The 24,335-nt window shown below is 46.9% G+C and carries 23 protein-coding genes and 2 pseudogenes; 23 read left to right on the top strand and 2 right to left on the bottom strand.

Annotated elements, in window-relative coordinates:
• The first annotated feature begins 8 nt into the window (after window positions 1–8).
• Complete coding sequence (locus A372_RS0109420; protein ID WP_019420591.1) at window positions 9–395, top strand: DUF1259 domain-containing protein; 387 nt, start codon at window positions 9–11, stop codon at window positions 393–395.
• A 376-nt stretch (window positions 396–771) separates the two neighbouring features.
• On the opposite strand, the gene A372_RS0109415 is transcribed toward A372_RS0109420, so the two are convergent.
• Entirely contained in the window at window positions 772–1,884 is a 1,113-nt protein-coding gene (locus tag A372_RS0109415; RefSeq protein ID WP_019420590.1) for an alpha/beta fold hydrolase, read from the bottom strand.
• Between the two features lie 390 nt (window positions 1,885–2,274).
• On the opposite strand from A372_RS0109415, the pseudogene A372_RS39525 reads away from it, so the two are divergent.
• Window positions 2,275–2,442 (top strand): annotated as a pseudogene (locus A372_RS39525) (IS1182 family transposase); the annotation flags it as partial.
• A 285-nt stretch (window positions 2,443–2,727) separates the two neighbouring features.
• Here A372_RS39525 and A372_RS0109410 read toward each other — a convergent pair.
• Window positions 2,728–3,564 carry an Rpn family recombination-promoting nuclease/putative transposase gene (locus A372_RS0109410; protein ID WP_019420589.1) on the bottom strand — a complete coding sequence of 279 codons (837 nt, stop codon included), beginning with the start codon at window positions 3,562–3,564 and terminating at the stop codon, window positions 2,728–2,730.
• Window positions 3,565–3,937: 373 nt separating this feature from the next.
• Between A372_RS0109410 and A372_RS0109405 the strand changes: the two genes are divergently transcribed.
• The 21 genes and pseudogenes from A372_RS0109405 to A372_RS0109290 all read left to right on the top strand — a co-directional run bounded on the left by A372_RS0109405 (window position 3,938) and on the right by A372_RS0109290 (window position 24,177).
• A complete protein-coding gene (locus A372_RS0109405) occupies window positions 3,938–4,483 on the top strand; it encodes a hypothetical protein (protein WP_157259494.1) in 546 nt (181 codons plus the stop codon).
• A 69-nt stretch (window positions 4,484–4,552) separates the two neighbouring features.
• Window positions 4,553–5,245, top strand: coding sequence for a DUF1963 domain-containing protein (locus tag A372_RS0109400; protein ID WP_019420587.1), 693 nt, complete (start codon window positions 4,553–4,555; stop codon window positions 5,243–5,245).
• A gap of 85 nt (window positions 5,246–5,330) precedes the next feature.
• Window positions 5,331–5,489 (top strand): hypothetical protein, encoded by a 159-nt coding sequence (locus A372_RS37300; RefSeq protein ID WP_157259493.1) that lies wholly within the window; start codon window positions 5,331–5,333, stop codon window positions 5,487–5,489.
• Between the two features lie 262 nt (window positions 5,490–5,751).
• On the top strand, window positions 5,752–6,132 hold the full coding sequence (locus tag A372_RS0109385; protein WP_019420584.1) for an NUDIX hydrolase: 381 nt from the start codon (window positions 5,752–5,754) through the stop codon (window positions 6,130–6,132).
• A gap of 676 nt (window positions 6,133–6,808) precedes the next feature.
• Entirely contained in the window at window positions 6,809–9,304 is a 2,496-nt protein-coding gene (locus A372_RS0109375; protein ID WP_019420582.1) for a GH39 family glycosyl hydrolase, read from the top strand.
• A 224-nt stretch (window positions 9,305–9,528) separates the two neighbouring features.
• Entirely contained in the window at window positions 9,529–10,776 is a 1,248-nt protein-coding gene (locus tag A372_RS0109365; RefSeq protein ID WP_019420580.1) for a PTS sugar transporter subunit IIC, read from the top strand.
• Window positions 10,777–10,795: 19 nt separating this feature from the next.
• Window positions 10,796–13,069: a beta-glucosidase family protein gene (locus A372_RS0109360; protein WP_019420579.1), complete on the top strand. Its 2,274-nt coding sequence runs from the start codon at window positions 10,796–10,798 to the stop codon at window positions 13,067–13,069.
• Window positions 13,070–13,501: 432 nt separating this feature from the next.
• Complete coding sequence (gap, locus tag A372_RS0109355; protein WP_019420578.1) at window positions 13,502–14,536, top strand: type I glyceraldehyde-3-phosphate dehydrogenase; 1,035 nt, start codon at window positions 13,502–13,504, stop codon at window positions 14,534–14,536.
• Window positions 14,537–14,557: 21 nt separating this feature from the next.
• A complete protein-coding gene (gene pckA / locus A372_RS0109350; protein ID WP_019420577.1) occupies window positions 14,558–16,138 on the top strand; it encodes a phosphoenolpyruvate carboxykinase (ATP) in 1,581 nt (526 codons plus the stop codon).
• Between the two features lie 448 nt (window positions 16,139–16,586).
• Window positions 16,587–16,790: pseudogene (locus A372_RS0109345) on the top strand (AAA family ATPase); the annotation flags it as partial.
• 34 nt (window positions 16,791–16,824) lie between these two features.
• Window positions 16,825–17,517 carry a DUF4274 domain-containing protein gene (locus tag A372_RS0109340; RefSeq protein ID WP_019420575.1) on the top strand — a complete coding sequence of 231 codons (693 nt, stop codon included), beginning with the start codon at window positions 16,825–16,827 and terminating at the stop codon, window positions 17,515–17,517.
• A gap of 146 nt (window positions 17,518–17,663) precedes the next feature.
• A complete protein-coding gene (locus tag A372_RS0109335) occupies window positions 17,664–18,326 on the top strand; it encodes an HAD family hydrolase (protein WP_019420574.1) in 663 nt (220 codons plus the stop codon).
• A 42-nt stretch (window positions 18,327–18,368) separates the two neighbouring features.
• Window positions 18,369–18,689, top strand: a complete 321-nt coding sequence (locus tag A372_RS0109330; protein WP_019420573.1) for a hypothetical protein — start codon at window positions 18,369–18,371, stop codon at window positions 18,687–18,689.
• A 117-nt stretch (window positions 18,690–18,806) separates the two neighbouring features.
• Window positions 18,807–19,412, top strand: coding sequence for a hypothetical protein (locus tag A372_RS33675; protein ID WP_019420572.1), 606 nt, complete (start codon window positions 18,807–18,809; stop codon window positions 19,410–19,412).
• Window positions 19,413–19,837: 425 nt separating this feature from the next.
• Entirely contained in the window at window positions 19,838–20,095 is a 258-nt protein-coding gene (locus A372_RS0109320) for a hypothetical protein (protein WP_019420571.1), read from the top strand.
• Between the two features lie 44 nt (window positions 20,096–20,139).
• On the top strand, window positions 20,140–20,391 hold the full coding sequence (locus tag A372_RS0109315) for a hypothetical protein (protein ID WP_019420570.1): 252 nt from the start codon (window positions 20,140–20,142) through the stop codon (window positions 20,389–20,391).
• Between the two features lie 9 nt (window positions 20,392–20,400).
• Window positions 20,401–20,580 carry a hypothetical protein gene (locus tag A372_RS37295; protein ID WP_157259492.1) on the top strand — a complete coding sequence of 60 codons (180 nt, stop codon included), beginning with the start codon at window positions 20,401–20,403 and terminating at the stop codon, window positions 20,578–20,580.
• Window positions 20,577–21,032 (top strand): ATP-binding protein, encoded by a 456-nt coding sequence (locus A372_RS0109305; protein WP_157259491.1) that lies wholly within the window; start codon window positions 20,577–20,579, stop codon window positions 21,030–21,032. The genes A372_RS37295 and A372_RS0109305 overlap by 4 nt, the downstream gene beginning before the upstream one ends.
• Window positions 21,033–21,035: 3 nt before the next feature.
• On the top strand, window positions 21,036–21,746 hold the full coding sequence (locus tag A372_RS0109300) for a response regulator (protein ID WP_019420567.1): 711 nt from the start codon (window positions 21,036–21,038) through the stop codon (window positions 21,744–21,746).
• Between the two features lie 168 nt (window positions 21,747–21,914).
• On the top strand, window positions 21,915–23,267 hold the full coding sequence (locus tag A372_RS0109295) for a 2-hydroxycarboxylate transporter family protein (RefSeq protein ID WP_019420566.1): 1,353 nt from the start codon (window positions 21,915–21,917) through the stop codon (window positions 23,265–23,267).
• Window positions 23,268–23,379: 112 nt separating this feature from the next.
• On the top strand, window positions 23,380–24,177 hold the full coding sequence (locus A372_RS0109290; RefSeq protein WP_019420565.1) for a dioxygenase family protein: 798 nt from the start codon (window positions 23,380–23,382) through the stop codon (window positions 24,175–24,177).
• Window positions 24,178–24,335: the final 158 nt, after the last annotated feature.

Raw genomic sequence — 24,335 nt, 5'->3', positions numbered from 1 at the left:
ATGAAAGTATGGCAAGTAACGGATCGCTTTGCGGGCAGTTCTCAAACATTATCGGGGGCCAGTCCGGCTTCGCTGGGGGAAAGTGCGTATCGACAATAAACCGAGATCAAATAAGAGCAAAAATATTGGGAAAACAATTTACAGTTACGTCTTCTTTTTCATTCGAATCATTAAATAATAAATCTGGCAGAGCGCTATGTTTAGGTAGAGCAGCATTTTTACAAAACGAAGTCGATAAATTTACATCGGCCATTCGCAATCAAGGAATCAAAGTTACGTCTGTACACAACGAATGGCTATTCGAGCGCCCTCGTTTGATTTATATCAACATCGAAGCGGTTGAAAAACCGCTTATTTTCGCAAGAAAAGTCAGGAGAGCGCTTGATGTTATTTAATTGAAGGGAATTCTGTAGATAAGATTGAAGTTTAAGGCTGGGAGGCAAAGGGATAAGGAGATTGAGTGCAGAGATTTATGGTTCAGGACCTCTGTTCAAGAGTCCTTAGCTCCATTCTCCCTTTCCGTCAGAAACGATTGCGAGGAGGTAAGGCGCATACTATACCGTATTTCAGGAACGATCCCCTGATGGTGATATTCGAGATGAGTGTGGGAGTGACCTCGATGCCGTATACATTCTGCAAGTGATCCTGAATTTCGCGGGTGCTTACTGCTTACGGTTATGAAGTGAAGTTGCTGCTCAAGAAGCACTCTATGGACCGCAAAAAAACGGGCAACCCAAGAATGAAGCCTCGGGCTGCCTTTTTGTCTTTTTGTTATAGGAATTTCTTCATTTCATTAAACGCTAACTCTCTATAGCCTGCTTGACAGTGTTGTTCACCACCTGTTTCTTTCGTGAATACTGTAGTTGTAATTGAAGCAGCATTCATTAATTCTTGTTGAATTTGTGGCAGTCGGCTAATAGGCACGTATTGATCATCTTCTCCAGCTAATAAAAGAACATCTTGATTAATGAATGGTCCAATTCCGTGCATTGTGTGTTTTTCAAAATTTTTAATGAGATCAAAAGGCGTCGATTCACCGGTGTTTTCCATTCCTTTTGTAATTTTCCAGCTTAAATCAATATTGTTAGCCATCATATTTTCAAATAAAGAATTAACTTTATCTGCTTCATTACCATCAACTAGCTGCATAATACCATTATAAGTTTCATCTGGCATACGATTTTTTAATGCATCAAGACCACAATAGAATATGTTAAAGGCAACTACTTTATCTATTCTCTTTTCGAAAGCCGCAGCACGCATAGCTAAATATCCTCCCCAAGAAGCGCCTACGATGCTTACACGATCTAACTTGAAATAATCAATCACCGATGATATTGGTTTTTCCCAGTTGTGAATGAATTTGAGACCGTTTTTTAATGCAGTTCCTTGGCCTGGACCATCAAATACAATAATATTGTAATCAATTCCTTTCATAAATTTCATCATTTTAAGCATCTCTTCCATGTAAGAATCATAACCGCCAAAGACCAGTAATGTTTTTTTAGCCCCAGGTGTCAATAATTTTACAGCAGGAAGGTAGGAGTCTTCATAGGGAATCTTGTAGGATTCATAATCAAAATCATGAAAGCCTTTATAGAAGGTTTCTCTATATTTTTGATACATTTTTTCTTTATTTGGGTCTGCAGGCGCAAGATAAAATTCTGCAGCTTGATAGTAGACCGAGGCTAAGTCATAGTCCTTGCTCACTTCGCGTTTCTTGGCAAAATCCAGCCAAGCTTCATACCAGCTATTTGCATCATTTAATCTCGGAATAATGGTTTCCAAGTCAGCATTTGCTCTATCATCTTCTTGATAATAATCATTTATGAAACGATTAATTTGAAGATTGAATTGTTCATTATTTACATATTGTTTAAACATATTTATCCCTCCTGTAGTTGAGTATGTAGTTATTCTAAAGCATAGAAAAAGAGCGATTGAACGGGGACTAATTGAATTACTCAAACAAGCTGACTTTAAAGATATTACGATCAAAAAATTTGTGATCATTGTAACATGTAGCATCAGCTGATTTACGCAAAGAATTTGAACAAATTTTGTTTAGAACTTGCTTAGATTATTTAAACCATCAGATTTCTTCAAGTTCTATCGCATTGGAATATGTAGCAGAATTATATGCCGCTAACTCAATGGTGTTTCTGAATTGGGTTTTAAAAAACGAAAAAGATGCGAATATACTTCTTCTTGCAAATCAAATGCAAGAATATATTTTTACACAGTTAAAGTCTAACTTGTATAAAGGTTAAATGAATATTTCCCCGCAATCATCTTGTTCGTATCGTTAACGAGATGGTGAACCGACTGGACGACCAACTGTTTGCTGCCGCTTATCCTGGCGGAGGTCGTCATAGTTACCATCCCAAAATGCTCACCAAGGTCATCCTTTACGCCTACACCCAGCGCGTCTACTCTTCCCGTTTAAGAGGTTTGTTCTTTTTCCTGCTTGGGCAGAAGCTAGAATTTATACAAAGCCTCAAAAATGCATTTAACATTCTTTGGCTGTGATTGATCGTGGTGACACGGTTGGTCTCAGGAGGAAATTTTTTTCTGGTATTTCGAATTTTGCGAATAGTTAGCGTTATATTTCAGTATCGTTTCCCTCGATAAAAAAATGAATCGCCTTGTCCTTTTTGAGGAGGACAGGGCGATTTGGTTAGCCGCTGAATGCCTTGCCGAAAGGCGGTCAGTCCATAAGTAAGCAAATTATTGAACCGCCTTTAGGGACTTGACCTCCGATTCAGATAGGCCGCTAGCTTTGGCAACGACTGCCGTCTCGATTCCCAACGCTAGCATGTTCTTAGCGATTTCAATTGCTTTATTTCGCTCACCTTGTTCTCTTGCCCATTCAATCATAGAAGCCTCATCATGCAAATACTTCTGCCGTTCCTCATACAATCGGCGGGCCTCACGATCCTGACTTAAGAATTCCAGCGTATCCATCGCTTTCTTCAATGTCGGTTCATTCATCTTCAGCACCTCCCAATTCGATTTGTCGGCACCCTTCAGAAACAGAAGCCAATTGATTAAGCCGCCCTCAACCGGAACGGATTGGTCGTCCAGCTTGGATAGTTCCATGAAATGCACTTCGATATCATCGGTTAATTCAAAGCCCGTGTGGTCTTCCCGCAGATGGAACACGTTGTGGTAACGGTCATTAGGCAGGAACGAATAGTTCAAGATATTGATGGTGACACACTTCTTCAGCTCCTTGTAGGTTTGCCCTTCCTGCAACTGGCTGGAGTAGCGTTTGCTCCAATAATAAAGGGTACGCTTTTCAATATCGTATTTATTAAACAACTGCATCTCGACGTTAATCAGCTTGCCTTCCGCAGTCTTGCCCCAAATGTCGAAGATGGACTGCTTATCCAGCGGAGCATCCTTATCCGTGTATGGATTTAGAAGAACGATTTCCGTTAGCGGTGGCTCGCCCGACTCCGCGAAGGTTCGATTTAAGAAAGTGAGTAGCACGTCTTTATTTTCTTCACTGCCGAAAATTCGCTTAAACACGAAATCATTCCGGGGATCGAGCAAATCTGTCATCCGATAATCAACTCCATTTCTTTTCATTATAGCATGCCCTGCGTACGTTTTTGTAGCTTGCGGCCGACTCTTTTAGCACATTCCCCGTTATCAAAAAGTGTCCGATCAATCAATGTAATGGTTTGGGTGCTGGAATTCGAATTGAATGCCGCAGGCAGGAAGCATATGACGTTAAATCGGGACTCTTTCTTATATCTGTGCTAATGTAGTTTTTAGAGAAATGTATGACTTTGATGCGTTAAAAATAATTTAGTGCAAGCTGCCGCCCACCGCCTATACTATTGGCGTAATTTACAGTTTTCTTTCATTTAGCCCTTTGATCGGGCTGCATTATTAAGTAAAATATGGAATAGAGGCTGGGGAATAGGAGGCAATGATGAAAAAAACGACGTGGTTAGCCGTGATCTTCTTACTTACGAATGTAGGCTGGGGCATACTCTATGCTTATCAGCAGGGACAACAGGGAGTACGCGACAACAAAGGGACAGACATCTATACTTTAGCAGGAAGCGGTGTCAATTGGCGGGTGGACAACTATCGAATTGTAGTGACTCCCGATAACATACAACGGGGCAATGCCAGCTTGGTTTATTTGGGAGCGGCAGACGATGTTGCCGACAGTGACTATTATTCGGTGACTTTTTTTGAACAGGATGTGAAGTTCGGAGCTGAACCTGTGTTGAGTAAAAAGGCCCGTGCAGAGGGCGGTCCAGTGAATATACTGGTCAATGTGAACAAGATAGGGACTATTACGGGGCCTTATGAGTACGGTGAAATAGCGAAGACGAAACAAGATTATGAGAACACCTACGTTGAAATGATCTGGAAGGATAATGACGGAAAGAAAAACAAGGAAACCATTCAACTGCAGCTCGTCGCTCATCTTGATGTGAGCCGTATCGGAGCAGAAGCGGAGTAGACTGCTGATGTTTACCAATGGATCTGCCTTCGACTGCATAGATATAATATTGCATACAAGAGGTGAACAATGATGGAGATTGAGGCATTTAAGAAGCTGAAAGAAATAGGGAAGAAACCGGTTAAGGCACAGATTGGTGGATTCCGTCCAGAAGATGGCAGACGGAGCTGGTTTGGCGGACACTTTTACATAGATGCAGAAGCGGGATGGCCTACCGATACGGATGGTCATATGATTCCCGTATTGCAAGCGTATGTACCTGAAATACCAGGCGGCATCGAAGGCGTGGGCCATTCCAGTATGGTCCAAGTGTTTCTGAATAAGAAGCAGCTGCCACTGGAGCCCGCGAAGAACGGAGACGGATGGAAACTTATCGAGCATCCATCTGTGGATGGATTGCAGTTGGTTGACACGCCGGAAGAAGTGAGAGGATTAAGAGAATTTCAGATTAAATGGCACTTATCCGAAGAAAATGATTATCCGTGCTGGGAAGAGGCATGGGACTATGTTGATTTGACGCAGGTTAATGAGGACGACGAATGGAGTGACCAATTTTTTGATGAGTTCACGCGCTATACTTTTACTAAAATCGGGGGTTATCCGTCCTACATCCAATCCCCGATCTCGATGGAAGACTGCCAATTCGTCATGCAGTTCGCATCTGAGGAGAAGCCGCGCTTCATGATCGGTGACAATGGCAATCTGTATTTTTACAGATCGCGTGCCGACGGCGAGTGGTATATGTACTGGGATTGTTATTAGGGATGGGCAATGCTTATGTGGTGGAGGAAACGCATTTTCTGTTCGGTTCCACCGATTTAGAAGGATTGATAGGGTTCAGTGGCACTTGGAGCGGCAAGTTGACCGCTGGCAAATTGCCATGGAAAAAAGTCGCGAGTACGATTATGTGCTGCTGGATGGGGACATTTTTAAATTATGGTATGATTGGGTCTATGGATTGAGGAAGATCGATTATGACAACGCAAAAAACGGATTCGATGCGTAGCAGAAATTTCGAGAAGCACTTACATATTATTGAACCTCAGCTTCGGTATTATCAAGCTCTCAATCATAGGATGCCGGGATATGTACACCAGTTTAAAGCAAATACAGTAGAAGATAATATAAAAAATATATTGAATCATGTAGAAGTGAAACCTGCCATAAAAGGGATGGAGATGGAATTATGTGATTTCATGATCCACTATTTGAAGACGAATCAACCATAAGGAAGAAGCGACAAAAAATGAAATGAAGAGAGGGTGGTTATGCTGAGATCTCAAGCTATCATCGTAAGAAATAATAATCAGATTCTGATGGTTAGGCAGCGTACGGATCGCGGGAAATTGGTATGGAGTTATCCCGGCGGAGGTATCGAGCAAGGAGAGACGCCTGAAGAAGCGTGTATTCGCGAAGTCAAGGAAGAAACGGGATACGAGATTACACTCCACGGGCGAATGAGCGAGATTAAACATAAGCATACGTATCGGGCAGAAATCATCGGCGGCACTTTATCATTAGATAAGACAAAGCCATACAATCAAGAAATCGTAGAGGTTGACTGGATTGACCTACAGGATGAAGACAAGTTCGATTCCATAACGAAGCCAATCCGCGACATCGTGGTGCAACACTTGGCGAAAGAATAGCGAACGAAGACTGGTTAATGTACAAGTTGTTTCATTAAAATGAACTTGTGGGAGGACATGATGGCTCAAGAGAATACGTTCCGATTATTCCAAGTCATCTCGGTATGTCGCATGGTAAGCCACTATCTTCCGAAGATGCAGCCAGTATCGATGGCATCGTCTTACATATCATGGAGCATGTAAAGCGCAATACGCTCCGATTGATCGAGGTTAACGCCACGTTCGAGCAGGGGATTGAGGACTATTTCCCATACCCTCATCTTGATAAACAACGCATGCTGCAACAATTAGAGAACGCTTTCGCAGAATGGAAGCATGCAATGGAGTCTGAAAGAAAACGGCCCGGCAGCCCCATACTGAATTTATTAAGTGGGTCCTGTTCGTTTTGGAATTATGTACAAAATTTTCTCGTGATAAAGTCAGGGAGCGATCCGACCAAATTCCATCATCCAATCAATCTAACGCTTGGGATTCCAAGCGGTTTTTTTTATGGGAGACAAAACTCCGATTTTTGGCAGTAGTCACACGTACAATAGGGATTTTAGAGTTTTTTGCTAAATTTCGGCTGTTTGCGAATAGTTCAGGGCACACTGTTGCTTGATCCATCGAAAAAAGACCTCCACCTGTGGTATTATCCCCTTTAAGTAGACACTCAAAAAAAGGAAAGGGTATCGATATGCGTTATCATTATGAGTTTATCGAGCATCAAGAAGACTTGCCCATTCGGCTGTTCGTCAATAGCGTTGCACATATTCCTTTTCATTGGCATAAGGAAATTGAAATTATTTATGTGTTGCAGGGCACCATCACCATCTATTTGGATCAGCGTCCGTACACATTGAAGCAGGACGATATTATCGTCGTGAACAGCATGTCCATCCACCAGATCGAGCGCACAAGCCAAGACAATGTATTGCTGACTCTCCAGTTTAATCCAGACCTTCTGGATAATCATACGTTCGTCGAGTGCAACTCATTGAACCAGACGCCCGACGACCGCGGCCGTTATGATCGGATTCGCCGATGTCTTGCGGAATTGGCATGGGAGGCAAGCAAGAAGGCGCCAGGCTGCCGCCATTATTCAATGGGCGTGCTTCAGCTGTTAGCTGGCCATCTGCTGCGTTATTTCTCGACTGGCATGAACGAAGCGTCTCTAGAGAATAACAAGGCATACGATTACAAACGGCTCAATCGTGTGCTGCAATTCGTCGATCGTAATTATGGCCAGAAAATAACGCTGCAAACAATCGCCGATGAGGAGCATCTAAGCTTGCATTACTTCTCCCATTTCTTTAGCGATAAAATCGGCATCCCATTTCAGAAATATTTGACTTCGGTCCGTTTGGAGAAGGCGGTAGCCGAGTTGACGGAGTCCGACAAAAGCATAACGCAAATCGCCTTAGACTGCGGTTTTGCGAACGTGAAGCTATTCAACAAATATTTCAAAGAGAAGTATGATTGCACGCCAAGCGCTTTTCGGGATGCCGCAATAACTGAGACGCCGATCAGTCCGGCGAGGAAGCCGCTCACTTATGCTGAATCGTCAAGCGGCGATTATTATGAAACCGATACGATACAAGCGATGGAATCGTTATACCGTTATTTGGAGCGATCTGAAGAGGACACGGCTGGCTTTGACAGAAGGAGTATCGTTCATGACCGGATTGATATTCGAATACACGCAGACCATTCAGGTCTTCCTTATGAGCCGCATTGGAATCGGGTGACAACCGCCGGCAGAGCCGCTGAAGGGCTCCGAGCGGATTGGCAGGGGCAATTGCTGGATCTGCAGCGAAGGCTTGCTTTCACCCATATCCGATTCCATGGCATATTCAATGACGAGATGATGGTATATAGCGAAACGGAGGACGGCCAGCCCATCTATAACTGGTCATATGTAGACAAGCTGTATGATTTCTTGTTGCAGGCGGGGTTGCACCCATTCGTGGAACTGGGCTTCATGCCGACGCCGCTGCGCCGCTCGAACGAGACTATTTTTTGGTGGAAGGGCAATATTTCCCCGCCGGCTGTCCAGAGCAAGTGGGATGCGCTTGTGCGCGAATTTGTTCGTCATTGCCTGAATCGGTACGGATTGGATGAAGTGAAGAAGTGGTATTTCGAAGTATGGAACGAACCTGATCTGGCAGGCGTCTGCTGGGCAGGCACGAAGGAGCAGTATTTTGAATTTTACAACTCCACCGCGCGTACGATCAAGTCGGTTTCTGCCGAACTGCGTGTAGGCGGGCCTGCGCTCGGCTACGGCTCGCTGTGGAATGACAGCTGGGCGAAGGATTTTATGGCTTATTGCCGTGACGGGAATGTGCCGATCGACTTTTTTTCGTTTCATGTGTACTCGGAATATCCGAATCTGAAGGAAGAGGCCAACAGGCTGACGGAGATCATGCCGCCATCCTTCTACCTTGATAGTGTAGAGCGGCTAAGAGCTCAAATAGGTAAGAACGAAGCGCCGGGCCTTGAGCTGCATATGACAGAGTGGAACTTCTCCCTCTATGACCGCAATTTGATTCACGATACGATGTTTATGGGGCCCTTCGTCATTCATCATGCGCTCCGAACGATAGGGACGCTGACGTCAATCGCATTCTGGTCGTTCACTGACGTTTTCGAAGAAAGCCAAGCCCCTCAGCCGCTGTTCTACGGGGGGTTCGGCTTAATGAATCGCAACGGCTTAAAGAAGCCGAGCTTTTATGCATTCGAGCTGCTGGCCAAGCTGGGAAAGAGACTTGTCGCTCGCGGGGACGGCTATATCGTAACGAGCCGGAATGATGGAAGCCTGCAGCTATTAATGTACCATTACACGCATGTGGATCAGCTCTTCGCAAGCGGCGATTGGTCGGGGTTGACGGAAACGAGCCGGTACACCATATTTGAGGAGAGAGGAAACAGAGCGTATCATCTTAAGCTGGATGGCTTAAAGGGCAATTATAAACTGACGAGCTACCGGCTTGATCGCGAGCATGGCTCCGTGTTCGACGAATGGATTCGATTGGGTAAGCCGGCTTGCCCGTCGGAGGAAGAAATAGCGTATTTACGAAATAAAAGCGGCCCCGAATTGCGGACGGAACAGTTGACCGATGCGCAAAGCTATGAGCAGACCTTTATTATTCCGTCTCATGGCGTCCTGTTGATTACACTGGATAAACAATTTTGATTGTTCTTTATATACCAAGCGAAGGATGAAGCACCTCTAACAGCCAAGAGGTGTTTTTTGCTGTATACGTTACTTCGCGGAGGCCAATCTATATGGCAAGGGGCTTCGATAAGACAAAAAGTGAACCAACATGCGGCAAATAACAACAAGAAAGCGGTAACAAAAGACTTTATACTAAACAAGCAATCGAAAAGAGCTAAACAGAACGTAGGGGAGGAAGGATAATGGATCGTCTGATGAAGTGGATGACGGAAAAATTCGCGCCGCGGCTGGAAGCATTCACGAAAAATGTATGGGTGGACTCCATTCAAGAAGCGATTATGGTCGCGTTGCCGATGATCTTCATCGGTTCATTGATTACGCTGGTGTCGATTCTGAATAATTATTTTCCGGGAATGCCTGATTTGACACCGATTACAACGTTCAGCTTTGGTCTTCTCGGCATATTTATTGCCTTTCTGACGCCGTATATGGTCATGCAGAAAAAGGAGCGCCACAAAATTAAGCTGATAGCGGGAGCAACAGGCTTATCCTTGTTCATGATGCTGCTGAAACCGAAGATTAGCGATGACGGCACGATTCAGTTTCTATTGGAGCGGTTCGGACCGTCCGGCATGATTACTGCGCTGCTTGTCGGTATCCTTGTAGCGGTCGTCATGAATATGTTTAACCGCTTCTCTTTGTTCAAGAAAGATACGAAGCTGCCTGAATTTATCGTGGACTGGTTTGACTTTCTCGTTCCGATCGGTCTGATTCTAATGTTCGGCTGGGTGCTTATTTACCAGCTTGATTTCGATATTTTCGAACTGATCGTCAACATATTCAAACCGCTTAACACGATCAGCCAAAGCCTCATCGGCTTCGTATTGTTTAATTTTATCGGCGTTGTGCTTTATTCCTTCGGCGTCAGCCCTTGGGTGATGACCCCGATCTTTTATTCGATATGGATTCCCGCGATCGAGGAGAATGCCGCTTTGGCCGCGCAAGGCTTGGAACCCGTCAACATTAATACATTCGAAACGTTTTTCTCCGGTTGGGTAGGCGTTGGCGGACTAGGCGCGACGCTGCCGCTCATCATCTGGTTCCTGTTCGCGAAGTCAAAAAAATTGAACTCGATCGGTAAAGCGACGATTGTTCCCTCGCTGTTCAACATTAACGAGCCGGTCATTTATGGGGCGCCGATCGCTTTCAATCCGATTTTAATGATTCCGATGTGGATTAATGGTCTCATCACGCCAATTATTGTCTACATGGTGCTCGATTCCGGTCTTGTCGACATACCGGCCAAGGTGTACCAGCTGTGGTATACGCCAATTGGATTGTCAACCTATATTTTATCCGGATTGAATGGATTGATTTTGCTTGCGGTTGTTTTGCTCATTATTTTCGTCGTTTGGTTTCCATTCTTTAAAGTGTATGACTTGCAGGAGCTGAAGAAAGAAAAAGAGCAAGCAGATCTGCAGGAAGGGTAGAAACGAGGAGGAATGCAAAATGAAACATTCAACAGAAGACTTATTGAAAGCGATGACACTGGAAGAAAAAGCCGCGCTGTGCGCCGGTCTGAATATGTGGATGACGAAAGGAGTTGACCGCCTTGGCGTTCCGCCGATTCATATGTATGACGGGACGAACGGCATTCGCAAAACGAACAGCGATGAGGAACTCGGCATTACGGGGGAAAATATGCCAGCTACATGTTATCCGACCGGATCGGCGATCGGCTCATCGTGGAATACGGATCTGCTCCATGAGGTTGGAGTCGCTCTTGGCGCGGAGGGCAGACAGATGGGCGTTCAGCTGCTTCTGGGTCCAGGCATCAACATGAAGCGCACCCCCCTCGGCGGTCGTAACTTCGAATACTATTCTGAGGATCCTTGCTTGTCGGGCGAGCTTGGCGCTGCTTTCGTGAATGGCTTGCAAAGCCAAGGCGTCGGCGCTTCAGTCAAGCATTACGCTTGCAACAATCAAGAGTACGAGAAGATGATCACAAGCTCGGAGGTAGACGAGCGGACGCTGCGTGAAATTTATTTGAACGCCTTCGAACGAATTGTTAAAAAAGCGAATCCTTGGACCATAATGTGCTCTTATAATCTCGTGAACGGTTCCTATGCCAGCGAGAACGAACATTTGCTGAATGATATTTTGCGCGAGGAATGGGGATATGAAGGCGTTGTCCTGTCCGATTGGACTGCCGTCAACGACCGTATAAGCGGACTCAAGGCGGGCCTCGATTTGGAAATGCCGGGACCGGCTCATTACAACACGAAGGCGATTGTGGAGGCGGTGGCTGCCGGGCAGTTGGAGGAGGCGCAGCTTGATAAGATTGTCGGCCGCATTCTCGAACTCGTGCGTAAAACAACGGATTCGCAGGACGATCGCGTGCAAGCCGCCATCGATTACCATGAGCTGGCAAGGAAAGCGGCGTCCGAAAGCATGGTGCTGCTTAAGAACGACAATCACATTCTTCCGATTGACGCCGCCAAGGTAACGTCCGTCGCCGTCATCGGCAAATTCGCGAAGCAGCCGAGAATTCAAGGAGCGGGCAGTGCCAAGGTAACGCCGACCTGCATGGATATTCCGTGGGAAGAGATGAAGAAGATCGCGGCCGATTCGATTGCGCTGACCTATGCGGATGGTTACCCGCAGGATGACAGCGAGGATGAGCTCCTCATCCAAGAAAGCGCGGCGCTGGCAGCGAAGGCGGATATGGCTGTGCTGTTCGTCGGACAGCCGGAGTATGCGGAATCGGAAATGCATGACTTGACCGGCATCGAGTTGCCTTTGCACCAAGTGAAGCTCATTGAAGCGGTAGCAGCGGTTCAGCCGCGCTGCGTCGTCGTCACATGCAGCGGTACAGCGCTTGCAATGCGTCCTTGGGTGCAGCATGTGCCAGGCGTCCTCCATTCGTGGCTGGCCGGACAAGGCAGCGGCAGAGCGATAGCCGACATTTTGTTCGGACGTGTAAATCCGTCAGGCAAATTGTCCGAAACGTTCCCGGTCAAGCTGTCGGACAATCCATCGCATATGCGTCTGCGCGGCGAGAACGGAAAGCTGTATTACCGAGAGGGAATGTTCGTCGGATACCGGTATTACGACAGAAAAGAGCTTGCGCCGCAATTCCCGTTCGGGCACGGCTTATCGTTTACGGGGTTCGCTTATTCGAATTTGAAGGCTGTACAGCATAGCGGACAAGTGACCGTCACATGCAGCGTGGAAAATACAGGCGACGTGTTCGGCAAAGAAGTTGTACAGTTGTACGTGCATGACGAGGAGTGCAAGTGGGTGCGTCCGGAGAAGGAGCTCAAAGCGTTCGCTAAGCTCGCGCTTGAGCCCGGCGAGAAGAAGGAAGTCCGTTTTGTTCTGGAAGAACGGGACTTTGCGTATTACAACACGAAATATAACAAATGGGTCGCGGAAACGGGCTATTTCCAGCTCATGATCGGCAGCTCTTCGCGGGATATCCGCATTTGCGAGAGATTGCACTGCAATTTCGGAAATGAAGAGATTTCCTTTCATAAGTTCAGTTTATTAAGTGATTGGCTTAGCCATCCCAATGCAAGAGCCATCCTTGAAAGCTGCCTGGAAGAAATGAATGCTCACGTGAAGGACAAGATTATTCTTGATGACGAGTTCATCGGATTCTGGGGGGACTTCCCGGCGATCAAGATTATTCAAATGTTCGGGCAAAGCTGGTTGATTGACAGATCGCCCGATCAGGTTATGGAGCAATTGATTCAAAAGTTCGAACACGAGCGGCATGCTTAGCAAACAGATGAAACAATTGCGCAGATGAAGGAGCACGACGTTGAATGCGATCGATAAGGTTGTTATCCCTCATTGGGTGAACTTCGGCAACAAGGACAATCAAGTAAGATCCCCCTGGCTCCATAACTGAAAAGCTGCTAAACACAAGGATTTCTGTTGTGTTTGGCGGCTTTTTTGCCTGTCTTTTTTCTCTGAAAAATGGAAGCCATTTGACGTACAGCAGATGGGCTCGAACAATTCTGAGTATGCAGATAGGTTGTACGGCTGCATGAACACCCTTTTTTATTATTGACACTATTGAAATCGTTTTCAAAATGACGTCATAAATAATTGAATATCGTCAATACGCTTTTATATATTGCGTATTATTTATTGATATTGTACATTAATTGCGTAGGATAATATATACAATTCATATTTGGGGGAGACAAGATGAATCAAGGAATCGGTATTAGCGGAATGGGGAGGATCGGCCGCCTATTAATAAGGAAGCTTATGTCGGAGACGCCAAATCATTTGAAAGCTATTAACAGTATGTATCCTATCGAGACTATTGCCCATTTGTTGAAATACGATTCGGTTCATGGGATTTGGGATGCAACCATTTCGGGAAAGGATAATTTGCTTGTGATCAATGGACATTCCATACAGGTGGTGTATGAGCGCGATCCATCCCGAATTCCATGGAAAGCCTTTGGCGTGGATATTGTCATAGACGCTACCGGAAAATTCAATAATCGCGACGGTGCGCAGCAGCATATGACAGGAGGAGCTTCAACGGTTATTATTTCGGCGCCGGGAGACAGGATGGATCTCACGGTTGTAATGGGGGTCAACGATGATAAGTATAATCCCCGGAAGCACGCGCTGCTGTCAGCGGCATCCTGTACAACGAACTGCTTGTCTCCCGTATTGCACATTTTAGATCAAGCATACGGCGTGGAGCGGGGATGGATGACCACGATTCATTCGTTCACCTCCGATCAGAAACATCTGGATAATCCGCACAAAGATTTACGGAGGGCAAGGGCCTGCACGCAATCCATTGTCCCGACTACGACCGGCGTCGGCAAAGCATTGAGCGATGTGCTTCCTCATCTGTCCGGGTGTGTCGAAGGAAGCTCGATTCGCGTTCCGACGCAAAATGTATCGTTAATCGATTTGACCTTGAAGGTCTCGCGGGAAATAAGTACGGAGGACGTTCAATCCGTGTTGCGCGAAGCGGCGGCGGGCCCTTTTTCGGCTTATGTGGATTATACGGAGGAACCGCTTGTTTCATCTGATTTTATAGGAAATGACAAGTCGGCGGTTATCGACGGCTTAACCGTAAGTGCATCGGACGGATTTATCAAATTGATGGCTTGGTATGACAATGAGTGGGGATATTCAAGTAGAGTCATAGATTTGGCGAACCTGGTGCAAGTGAGGATGAGTGAAGCAAGAACGATTCCATCAGGAATTTTGTAAGGTAGGAATAGGAGGATAACCGTGATCGCGAATACGAAGGGAAGAACTCGAATTGCCGGTTCAAATGTGGAAGTATCTCATAGAAACCTGCCGGTTGCTAAGCTTGTTGAGTCCGCTCTCCTCCACGGAGAAGGGCATCTGACTTCTACAGGCGCGCTGCAAATTACGACAGGCAAGTATACAGGACGCTCTCCGAAGGATAAGTTCATCGTTAGGGAGCCTCAGTCGACAGACCATATTGCGTGGGGGAAAGTTAATCAGGCTCTCACTCCTGAACAATTTGATTCGCTTTATGAGAAAACGATGAATTATATGGAGAGCCGCAATCTATTCGTTTTCAACGGTTATGCAGGGGCAGACCAAGCCTATCGCCTGCCTATCCGAATTATTAACGAATACGCATGGCAAAATTTATTTGTTCATCAGTTGTTTATTCGTCCTACTGCGGCTGAACTGCAGTCTCATGAACCCGAATTTACCGTTATTGCGATGCCTGGCTTGAAAGCGGATCCGGTCACGGACGGTACGAATTCCGAGACCTTCATTGTCATTTCATTCGAGAGAAAGACAGTACTGATCGGCGGAACCCACTATGCGGGTGAGATGAAGAAATCGATTTTCAGCGTGATGAACTATTTGCTCCCATTCCACGACGTAATGCCGATGCATTGTTCGGCTAATGTAGGGGAGGCGGGAGATACCGCTTTGTTCTTCGGATTATCGGGAACAGGCAAGACGACGTTGTCGGCTGACACGGACCGCAGATTAATAGGCGATGACGAGCATGGCTGGTCGGACACAGGTGTATTTAACTTCGAAGGCGGATGTTATGCCAAATGCATTGGGCTGACACAGAAGAAAGAGCCGCAAATATGGAATGCGATCCGGTTCGGCTCCGTCTTGGAGAACGTGGTGATTGACGCCGTTACCGGCGAGGCAGACTACCATAATAATGAATTGACGGAGAATTCGCGGGCCGCCTATCCGATTGAATATATTCAAGGCTCGGTCATACCCGGAGTCGCCGGCCATCCGAACGTCATTATCTTTTTAACCGCCGATGCCTTTGGTGTGCTGCCTCCTGTGTCCAAGCTGACGAAGGAGCAAGCGATGTATCACTTCCTGTCGGGCTATACCTCCAAGCTGGCGGGTACGGAACGCGGCGTAACCGACCCGGAAGCAACGTTCTCGGCATGCTTTGCAGGCCCATTCCTTCCGCTTAGACCGGATGTTTACGCGGAAATGCTCGGCGACAAAATAACGAAGCACGGCGCGCGCGTCTATTTGGTCAATACAGGTTGGAGCGGCGGTCCTTACGGGATTGGCGAGCGGATGAATCTGTCGTACACAAGAGCTATGATTACGGCGATTATAAATGGAAGTATTGAGAATGCGTCATTCACTCCTCATCCCGTGTTCGGCATGCTTATCCCTGATGCTATTCCGTTGGTTCCCAATGAACTGCTCGATCCGAGAAACGTATGGGCGGATAAATCGGCCTATGATCGACAAGCGAGACAGCTTGCGCAGCTCTTTTCTCAAAATTTCGAAAAATTCAGCGGTGTATCGGACACAATCAAGCTTGCTGGCCCGCAACTGTAGTTGCAGTGCGCTCTAGCGGTTTCGAAAGTCCAATTTAGAAAGATTTATAACGGTTCTATGAAAAGGGGGCTATCTCAGAAGTCATGAAAATGACTTAGAGATAGCCCCCTTTCGACAGTAAAGTGGAATGCCTGATCGTGATTCTAACGAATTTACCAATTGGAGGTTACGATCGGCTAGTTCTTTTCGTATGAAAAGTCAGGGGAGCGCAGGTCTTCAGAAAAGCAACCCACGGTCCAGCGGCAATCCCGCCAGTCGAAACAGAACGAATGTTCTTGGAATCGTGTGGGGTATGGATGGTATAATAGTAGGGCGAGAGGTATTTTGAAGCAATCCGTCCGTTAGAGGGTGGTGGATGACTGTTATGGAAGTGATAGGATGTTGCGTGAAGTAAAGAAACTCACCGATCGGATTGAAAAGGAAGACCGATATCCTTTTCATATTCCGGCTATTCAACACTTGTGAGGCGGCTTTGTCTCCAGCGCGTCAATTGGCGTTTCTCAGCATTATCCATGAGATGCAGAAGAACGCTCAGCTCATCATTGCCACACATTCGCCCATTCTGCTCGGGTATCCCGACGCAGACATCTATAATTTCAACGTGCTGCTCTTGGAAAATCGTAAAGTCTATTTAAATGAACTGTTGGATTGAGCCATGGAGTGGCGCAGAGAACTTGGAGGATGATATGACACTATTCACTGCAATCAAGAACAAGTCTCTTGCTCAATTGAGAGAAGCAGCTGTCGCGGCCGATTTGAACGAGCAGGATAATTACGGACGAACGCCGCTGCATTACGCCATTACGCAGAAAGCGCCGATTGAACTGTTCGAGGCTCTGCTGGAGCTTGGCGCCGATCCGCGTATTAAGGATAAGCTCGGTGAGAGCGTAATCGGCAAAGCCATTAAATTCAAAAATAAAGCTGCGGTTCAAGCATTGATAGCCCGCGGGGCGGGGCTGGATCATCCAGCAGGTGTACAATGTACGCCTTGGTTTCAAGCGAGGCATTATCCCGAGATTGCGGATTTGCTCCTATCTACTAAAGGCGCAGTCCGTCTGACATTGACGCAGGACGAGCGGAATCTCATTGATGAGGTGCTCTACTCAGACGAACCAGTTGGACTTATGCATAAGCTGAAAACGCCTGAACTTTTGCATGCTTACGTGCTTGGATTTAACTGGGACGATGACATCCAGCCGATGGAAATAGTGCTGCAGCATCCGGATTGTATGGAGATTACGGCTATTGAAATGTTTGAACTGGCGGATGGGGAGTTCTGGCTTGAGCACGAGCAGATTCAACATGGATACAAAGAGCGCTTCGTCCGCTTCGTCAATCACATTTTGCAGCGGTTTCCTAACGTGTATCAATCGCAGTGAAAGGAGAAGATAGCACAATAATTACTGACAATTCACCTTGGAACATTTCTATCTCGGGTGATTTTATATACAGGTCAGGGAGAAATATTGAGCTTGCTCATGTAGGCAAGTGGAAGGATAAGAGACTAAATAGGAGAGTGAATAGAATGATACAAGCCCTTGTTTTCGATTTTGACGGATTAATTATTGATACGGAAACCCCTTGGTATTATGCGTTCCAGCAAGTATATCAGCGATATGGATTTGAACTGCCCTTGTCCGTATATGCGCAATGCATCGGCACGACATTCCATGATTTCAACCCATATGCGAATCTGGCTGAACAAGCTGGTGTCGATGTGGAAGTGATTACACGCGAGTGCAAAACAGCGCATGCCGCTTTAATGGAGCGTATTGAGCTAAGAGCGGGTGTACAGGATTATTTGAAAGAAGCGAAACGGCTCAACTTGAAGGTCGGGATCGCATCGAGCTCCGAATATGCATGGATCGAGCCGCTTTTGAAGAAGCATGACATCTTCCATTATTTCGATACGATACAGACCGCAGACGTCGTGGCCAAGGTGAAGCCGGATCCAGAGCTATATGTAAAAGCATTGGCGGCATTGGAGGTCGAGGGCAGTCAGGCCATTTCCTTCGAGGACTCATTGAATGGCTTTACGGCTGCCAAGGCGGCGGGATTGAATTGCGTCGTCGTCCCGAACGAGGTAACTCGCCATCTGCCATTTGCAGAACATGATCTGATGCTGACTTCCATGTTGGATATGCCACTTGCGGAGGTCATCGTTAAGCTGAGCGGTTCAACAGCTTGAATGGATAGTTAATCTGTGTGCATAAGCTAAGGTGATATAACGATGAAAATTGAAATGACAAATCAATGTTTTACGATAACTGACGATCAGGGGCGTTCTATATCCAATGAATGGTATGAAGTGTATAGAGTTCATATTTATGTGATAGACTGTGTGCTTTGGACCAATCGCTGTATTGAACTGGAATTTGAATATGGCAAGTTCGCCGAAGTGCATGATGATTTTGAGGGATGGGGGGAGTTGGTCGATCAACTGGATCAATATCTTCCGATTACCGATCACTTGTGGAGAGAAAGGCTAATGAACTGCAGCCCCGATGACAAAGTAGATACGATATTCGAGAGAACTGTAAGCAATCGGTAGAATTCATCGTTGCTTTGCTGCCATCACGCGATAGAGCTGAGATTAAACAGACTATTGAAGAATGGATGGAACATTTAAACGCTGTTTGATTGAATAACCTCTAGAGGGAGGCAGGCCATGGGATCCAGAATCATGCACTTTACGATCGCAACGTTACTGACCGGCAAGCTAGGCATACAAGACGATAGCTTTCTGGTGGGAGGCATCGCTCCCGATGCTAGTAAACATATAAATGCTCCCAAGCAGCAATCTCACTTTGTATACAAGGATGCGGAGGGGCACAGCTTCGTCAATCATGAGCGGTTCTGCCGCAAATATTTGTCTGAACAAGCTCGTCCGTTTCATTTAGGATATTACTGCCACCTCATCGCGGATGACATATGGCTGCAAGATATTTACTATCCCAAAATAAAGTGGCTGGAAGCGGGCGAGAAAAAAGAGACACAGCAGCGATATTACAATGATTTTAGACGGCTGAACGGCATTCTCATTGATCATTATCATTTAGAGTGGAAGGACATGAACCCCATTGCAGTGGAAATCGATGAGATCGATTGCGTTTGTCTGCCAGCGCTCATTGCCGATTTGAAAGATGACTTCGTGCGAAAAGATGATACCCGAGGGGAAGCGTTGCAGTTTTTCCGGCTTGAGGAGATTATTAGTTATATCGAGAAATCGGTTCATATAAGTATGGAAGCGATTGCGGGTAAAGTGAGAGCGTAACGCGTCATTCATCATTAGCTATATAAATGGAACGAAAGAAAGATCACTTTGCCAGCCAATAACGATACGCTGCCAAGTACTTCTATCCATTCTCCCTCTCGTTCAGAATGGTCATCCCTCCGTAGGGTAAGGTTAACTTTGATGTACATATTTCTAGTAACATTGTTACTCAGACGATGCAGCAACATCACTGTTAGATCACACCGCCTAACGCCTAAGACATGCGGGAATCGATTATTACTGATTGAAAGGGAGAGTGTCAGGAAGTGCCGAACGGAGAGAGTATCGCCGCTCCAATATGTTGAAATAAGTAACGAAGCTGTATCCAACTCTTATCAAGAAATTCAATAGCTCAACTTACATAGTTTCATTGTGGGAGGTCTATATGAGTATGCTGAAAGTACTCATTCATCAGCTGATCCCGTATGAATGGCATTGTTGGATTTTTGGAAAACACGTCGGGACTATATTTGAACGATACGATAGAAACATTGGAGCGTATCCATGCCTTGCAGGATTATGAGATCATGAGCAGCATTCGGCGCATTCTAGTCAAATACGGGATGACGACACAGCAATTGCGTGGTAATGTCAATTCACAAGAACCTTATGAAATTAAGCCCCGGAATACCCAAGACTCTTCAACATCATTGCTCCCTACTTCGTATACGCGGGTTAGCTAAACGCCATTGGAGTGAGGAAAAACCATTGAAGAGGTGAGCATACCGTGCCGCACAATAAATTTCGGTTCAGTCTGCAGGCAACAATCATGTGGCTGGTGTGCGGAGTGGTGGCTTTGGCATTGATTGTAACCGGTTACATGATAGAGCATGAAACGGCCAAGAATACGGAGTATCTTGTCAAAGAGAAGGCGAGAGCTGTCGCCCGCGCGATCGCGACGACGCCCTTGGTGGCGGATGCGCTCAGTCATAAGCTTCCGGAAGAGGGCATTCAGCGCTATGCCGACCATATCCGCTAGCAGACCGGGATGCAGTACGTGGTGGTCATGGACATGAACGGAATCCGCAAGTCGCATCCAGAGCCTAATAACATCGGAAAGCCATTCGCGGGAGGAGACGAGAAGGAAGTGTTGCACGGCAACGAGCACGTGTCGTACGGGGAAGGAACGCTTGGAACATCGAATCCGGGTTCATGCTGCGTCGTGTGAATGATCCAGTATTGGCCGCTTTCCTATTGGGCAAAAAGAGCAATGCGAGAGAACGCGGCTTAACGTTGGAAGTGAACGAGTTGAGCAGCCTGCCTGAGCCAAGGGATGTGGGGGTGACTCATGAATTAATAACCATCTTGGGCAATCTGATTGACAATGCTATGGATGCGTTGTCCATCGTGGAACAAGGAAAGATCTTAATCGGCGTACATTATGAAGCTGGAACGATGACGCTGCGGGTTGCCGATAACGGCCCGGGAATAGATGGGGAAGCAAGCGTGCGCATGTTCGAGAAGGGGTTCACCACTAAAGGCGGAGACCGCGGCTTTGGGCTTTCGCTCGTGCAGCAGTCCGTGCAGCGGCTCGGCGGAAGCATCGAAGTGGAGTCGGTGCGGGGGATGGGCGCTGTTTTTATAGTTACGATTCCATATCATATCAAGGGGGAAACGTAAGGCGTGATTAAAGTCATGATCGTGGAAGACGACCCAATGGTCACGGAATTCAATAAGCACTACTTGAGTCAAATCGAAGGATTCAAGCTGGTGTCAACGGCATCGACAGGTGATGCCGCGTTGGAGCTGCTGCAGACCATGGAGGTCGATTTGATTCTGCTGGATATATATATGCCTGCAATTAACGGTCTTCAGCTGCTGGATCGCATACGCAAGAGCGATCACGCAGCAGACGTTATCGTCATTACGGCCGCAAGCGATATGTCCAGTATTAAAATGGCGCTCCGGCTGGGAGCCGTCGATTATTTAATCAAGCCGTTTGAATTCCACCGTTTTCAAGCGGCTCTGTCCACATACAGGGAAGACGTGAAGTTGATGGGAACGCAGCAAGCCTTAAGCCAAGCTGATCTCGACAGTCTGTTGTTCCGCCATGCGGAGAAGCCACCGGCCTCGGCCGTGCTGCCCAAGGGGGTGGCCCGCACTACGATGCAACTGGTCTGGGATCGTGCGCTCACGATGAAGGGGAGGGAATTCTCGACTGAGGAGCTTGCCGCCGAAGTGGGCATTTCCCGCGTGTCGATGCGCAAATATTTGCAGTTTATGAACGAAATCGGGGTGTTGGATGTTGAAATCGAATACGGCTCTGTAGGCCGTCCTGTATACAAGCACCGGCTTGCTCCGGGCAAAGAGAACGTCATTCAATTTTATTTATAGAGCGAGTTCAAAAGGTCACGTTTCAGCAATAGCCTCTTATAGGCGGTGGGCGGTGCCACTGGATTGCTTACTTTACTTACAAAATGAATGCTTCACTTTCAAAATCTATAAAAGCGTTTACAATGCCGTTATGATGGAGCCGTAACTTATATGATGGAGGTGTTGACGATGGAAAACGCCCAACAATATGAGACGGGTCCATTGAAGAAAACGGAAGCAAAAACGGAGAGGAAGTCCGGCCGAAGGTCGAAATGGTCCGACTTGAAGGTAGGGGTCATTCCTTTGCCGCATTATATCGGGCTTGCGTCTATCATATTCCTGGCGGCCTATTTCAGCAAGCTCCCTTCGGATATGATCGGCGGATTTGCCGTTATTATCATTTTGGGAATGCTGCTTGGGGATATCGGACTGAAGGTGCCGATTCTGAAGGATATCGGCGGTCCGGCGATCTTGTCTATATTCGTGCCGTCCGTGCTGGTGTTCCTGAACGTGTTTAACCATTCTGTTATGGATGCGGTCACTGCACTCATGAAAGAAGCGAATTTTCTGTACTTCTATATTTCATGTCTCGTGGCCGGCAGTATCCTTGGCATGAATCGTACTGTGCTGGTCAAAGGCTTCGTCCGGATGTTCGTGCCGCTCGTGGCGGGCACGCTTGCTTCGGTCGGCATGGGATTGTTGGCGGGCATGCTGTTCGGCTATACGCCTTATCATACGTTCTTCTACATTATTGTGCCGATTATCGGCGGGGGGATCGGCGAAGGCATTATGCCACTGTCCATCGCTTACTCGCAAATTCTCGGCGAGCCATCGAGCGTCTATGTGTCGCAGATGATTCCGGCGGCTATTATCGGCAACATGGTGGCCATTATTTGTGCAGGCTTGTTGAAGCGTCTCGGTGAGAAGCGTCCGCACTTGAGCGGCGGCGGCATGCTGATTAAGTCGGGCGCAGACAACGATATTCTGAGCGCGAAAGAGGAAGAGAAGAAGATCGACTTTGCGCTGATGGGTGGGGGCTTGCTTCTGGCCTGCTGTTTCTTCATCCTTGGAGGATTGTTGTCCCAATTCGTAGGCATTCCTGGCGCCATCATGATGATTATCGCGGCGACGATCGTCAAATATGCGAAGCTGCTGCCCGCGAAGATGGAACACGGCGCATTTCATATGTACAAATTCGTTTCCACTTCATTGACGTGGCCGCTCATGGTCGGACTGGGCATGCTGTACGTGCCGTTGAATGATGTAGTCAACATCATCAGTCCGGGATATGTATTGGTATGCGCGTCCGTTGTATTGGCGATGGTTGGCTCTGGTTATTTCGTTGCGCGCTGGATGAATATGTACCCGGTGGAATCGGCCATCGTGACCGGTTGCCATAGCGGTCTGGGCGGGACGGGCGACGTTGCAATTCTATCCGCATCCAATCGGATGGGTATGATGCCGTTCGCTCAAATTTCCACGCGGCTTGGCGGAGCCGCGACAGTCATCGCGGCTGCGCTGCTGATGAAAATGTTCAGTTAAAAAACGATAGCATCGATTGTAAATTCATGGTATGATTTAAAACATAGTAAGCATATCGGGATATGTTAATTACTGCTATGGAAACTGCAGGAACACATCGGAGGAGAGCCGAATGAAGAAGACGTTAGGTACGAGTACAGCAACGGAAGCGCCTGCTTTATTTTTGGCGCATGGATCGCCAATAATAGCGATTCATGATAATGATTACACCGGATTTCTGGAAGAGTTGGGTCGGAGCATTCCACAAGCTGAAGCGATTGTCGTATTTACCGCCCATTGGGAAAGTGAAGCAACTCGAATCACCTATACTGATGGGGTGCATGAAACGGTTCATGACTTCGGTCCTTGGTGGCTGCAGGAGTTATTCGATGTTGAATATCCGGCGAAGGGAGCGCCTGCGCTCGCTGCAAGAGTCGATCAATTGCTGCAGCAGCAAGGGTTCACAACGATTCCGGATACACAGAGAGGACTCGATCATGGGACATGGACACTCTTGAGGCGTCTGTATCCCGATGCGGACGTGCCTGTCGTGCAGCTATCTGTAAATCCGAACCTTGCGCCAAAGGATCAATATCGTATTGGTCGAGCGGTGCGCGAGCTAAGGAAAGAAGGGGTACTCATTCTTGGCAGCGGCGTCACGGTTCATAATCTGGGATTGGACTATATTCAAGAAACCCAGCCGTGGGCGCTCGAATTCGATGATTGGCTAATTGAGAAAATAAAAGACAAGGATTACGAAGCACTGTTCAATTACGAGGAGCTTGCCCCGCATGCGAAGCTTGCGGTACCGACAGCCGAGCATTTCGTTCCTATTTTTATCGCACTTGGCAGCGGGAATCCGGAAGATGAGGCGCAGGTAATTCATCGAAGCTATGACAGGGTGCTAAGCTACCTTTCCTTGCAGTTTTAGAGGTTGTTCAAAAATATCCCTTTTGATCACGAAGCGATTTCAGGAAGTGAAGTGATTCGACATCGAATCTTGCATTCACTCTCGCGCGTCTGGAGATGCTGCAACAGCAAGGATGGCACGCTATCCAGCATTTCAAAGAAATGGCTGCAGATCGATAC

It is taken from the genome of Paenibacillus sp. OSY-SE (assembly GCF_000283315.1).
Taxonomy (GTDB): domain Bacteria; phylum Bacillota; class Bacilli; order Paenibacillales; family Paenibacillaceae; genus Paenibacillus_B; species Paenibacillus_B profundus.
This window is presented reverse-complemented; position numbering and strand designations above follow the sequence as displayed.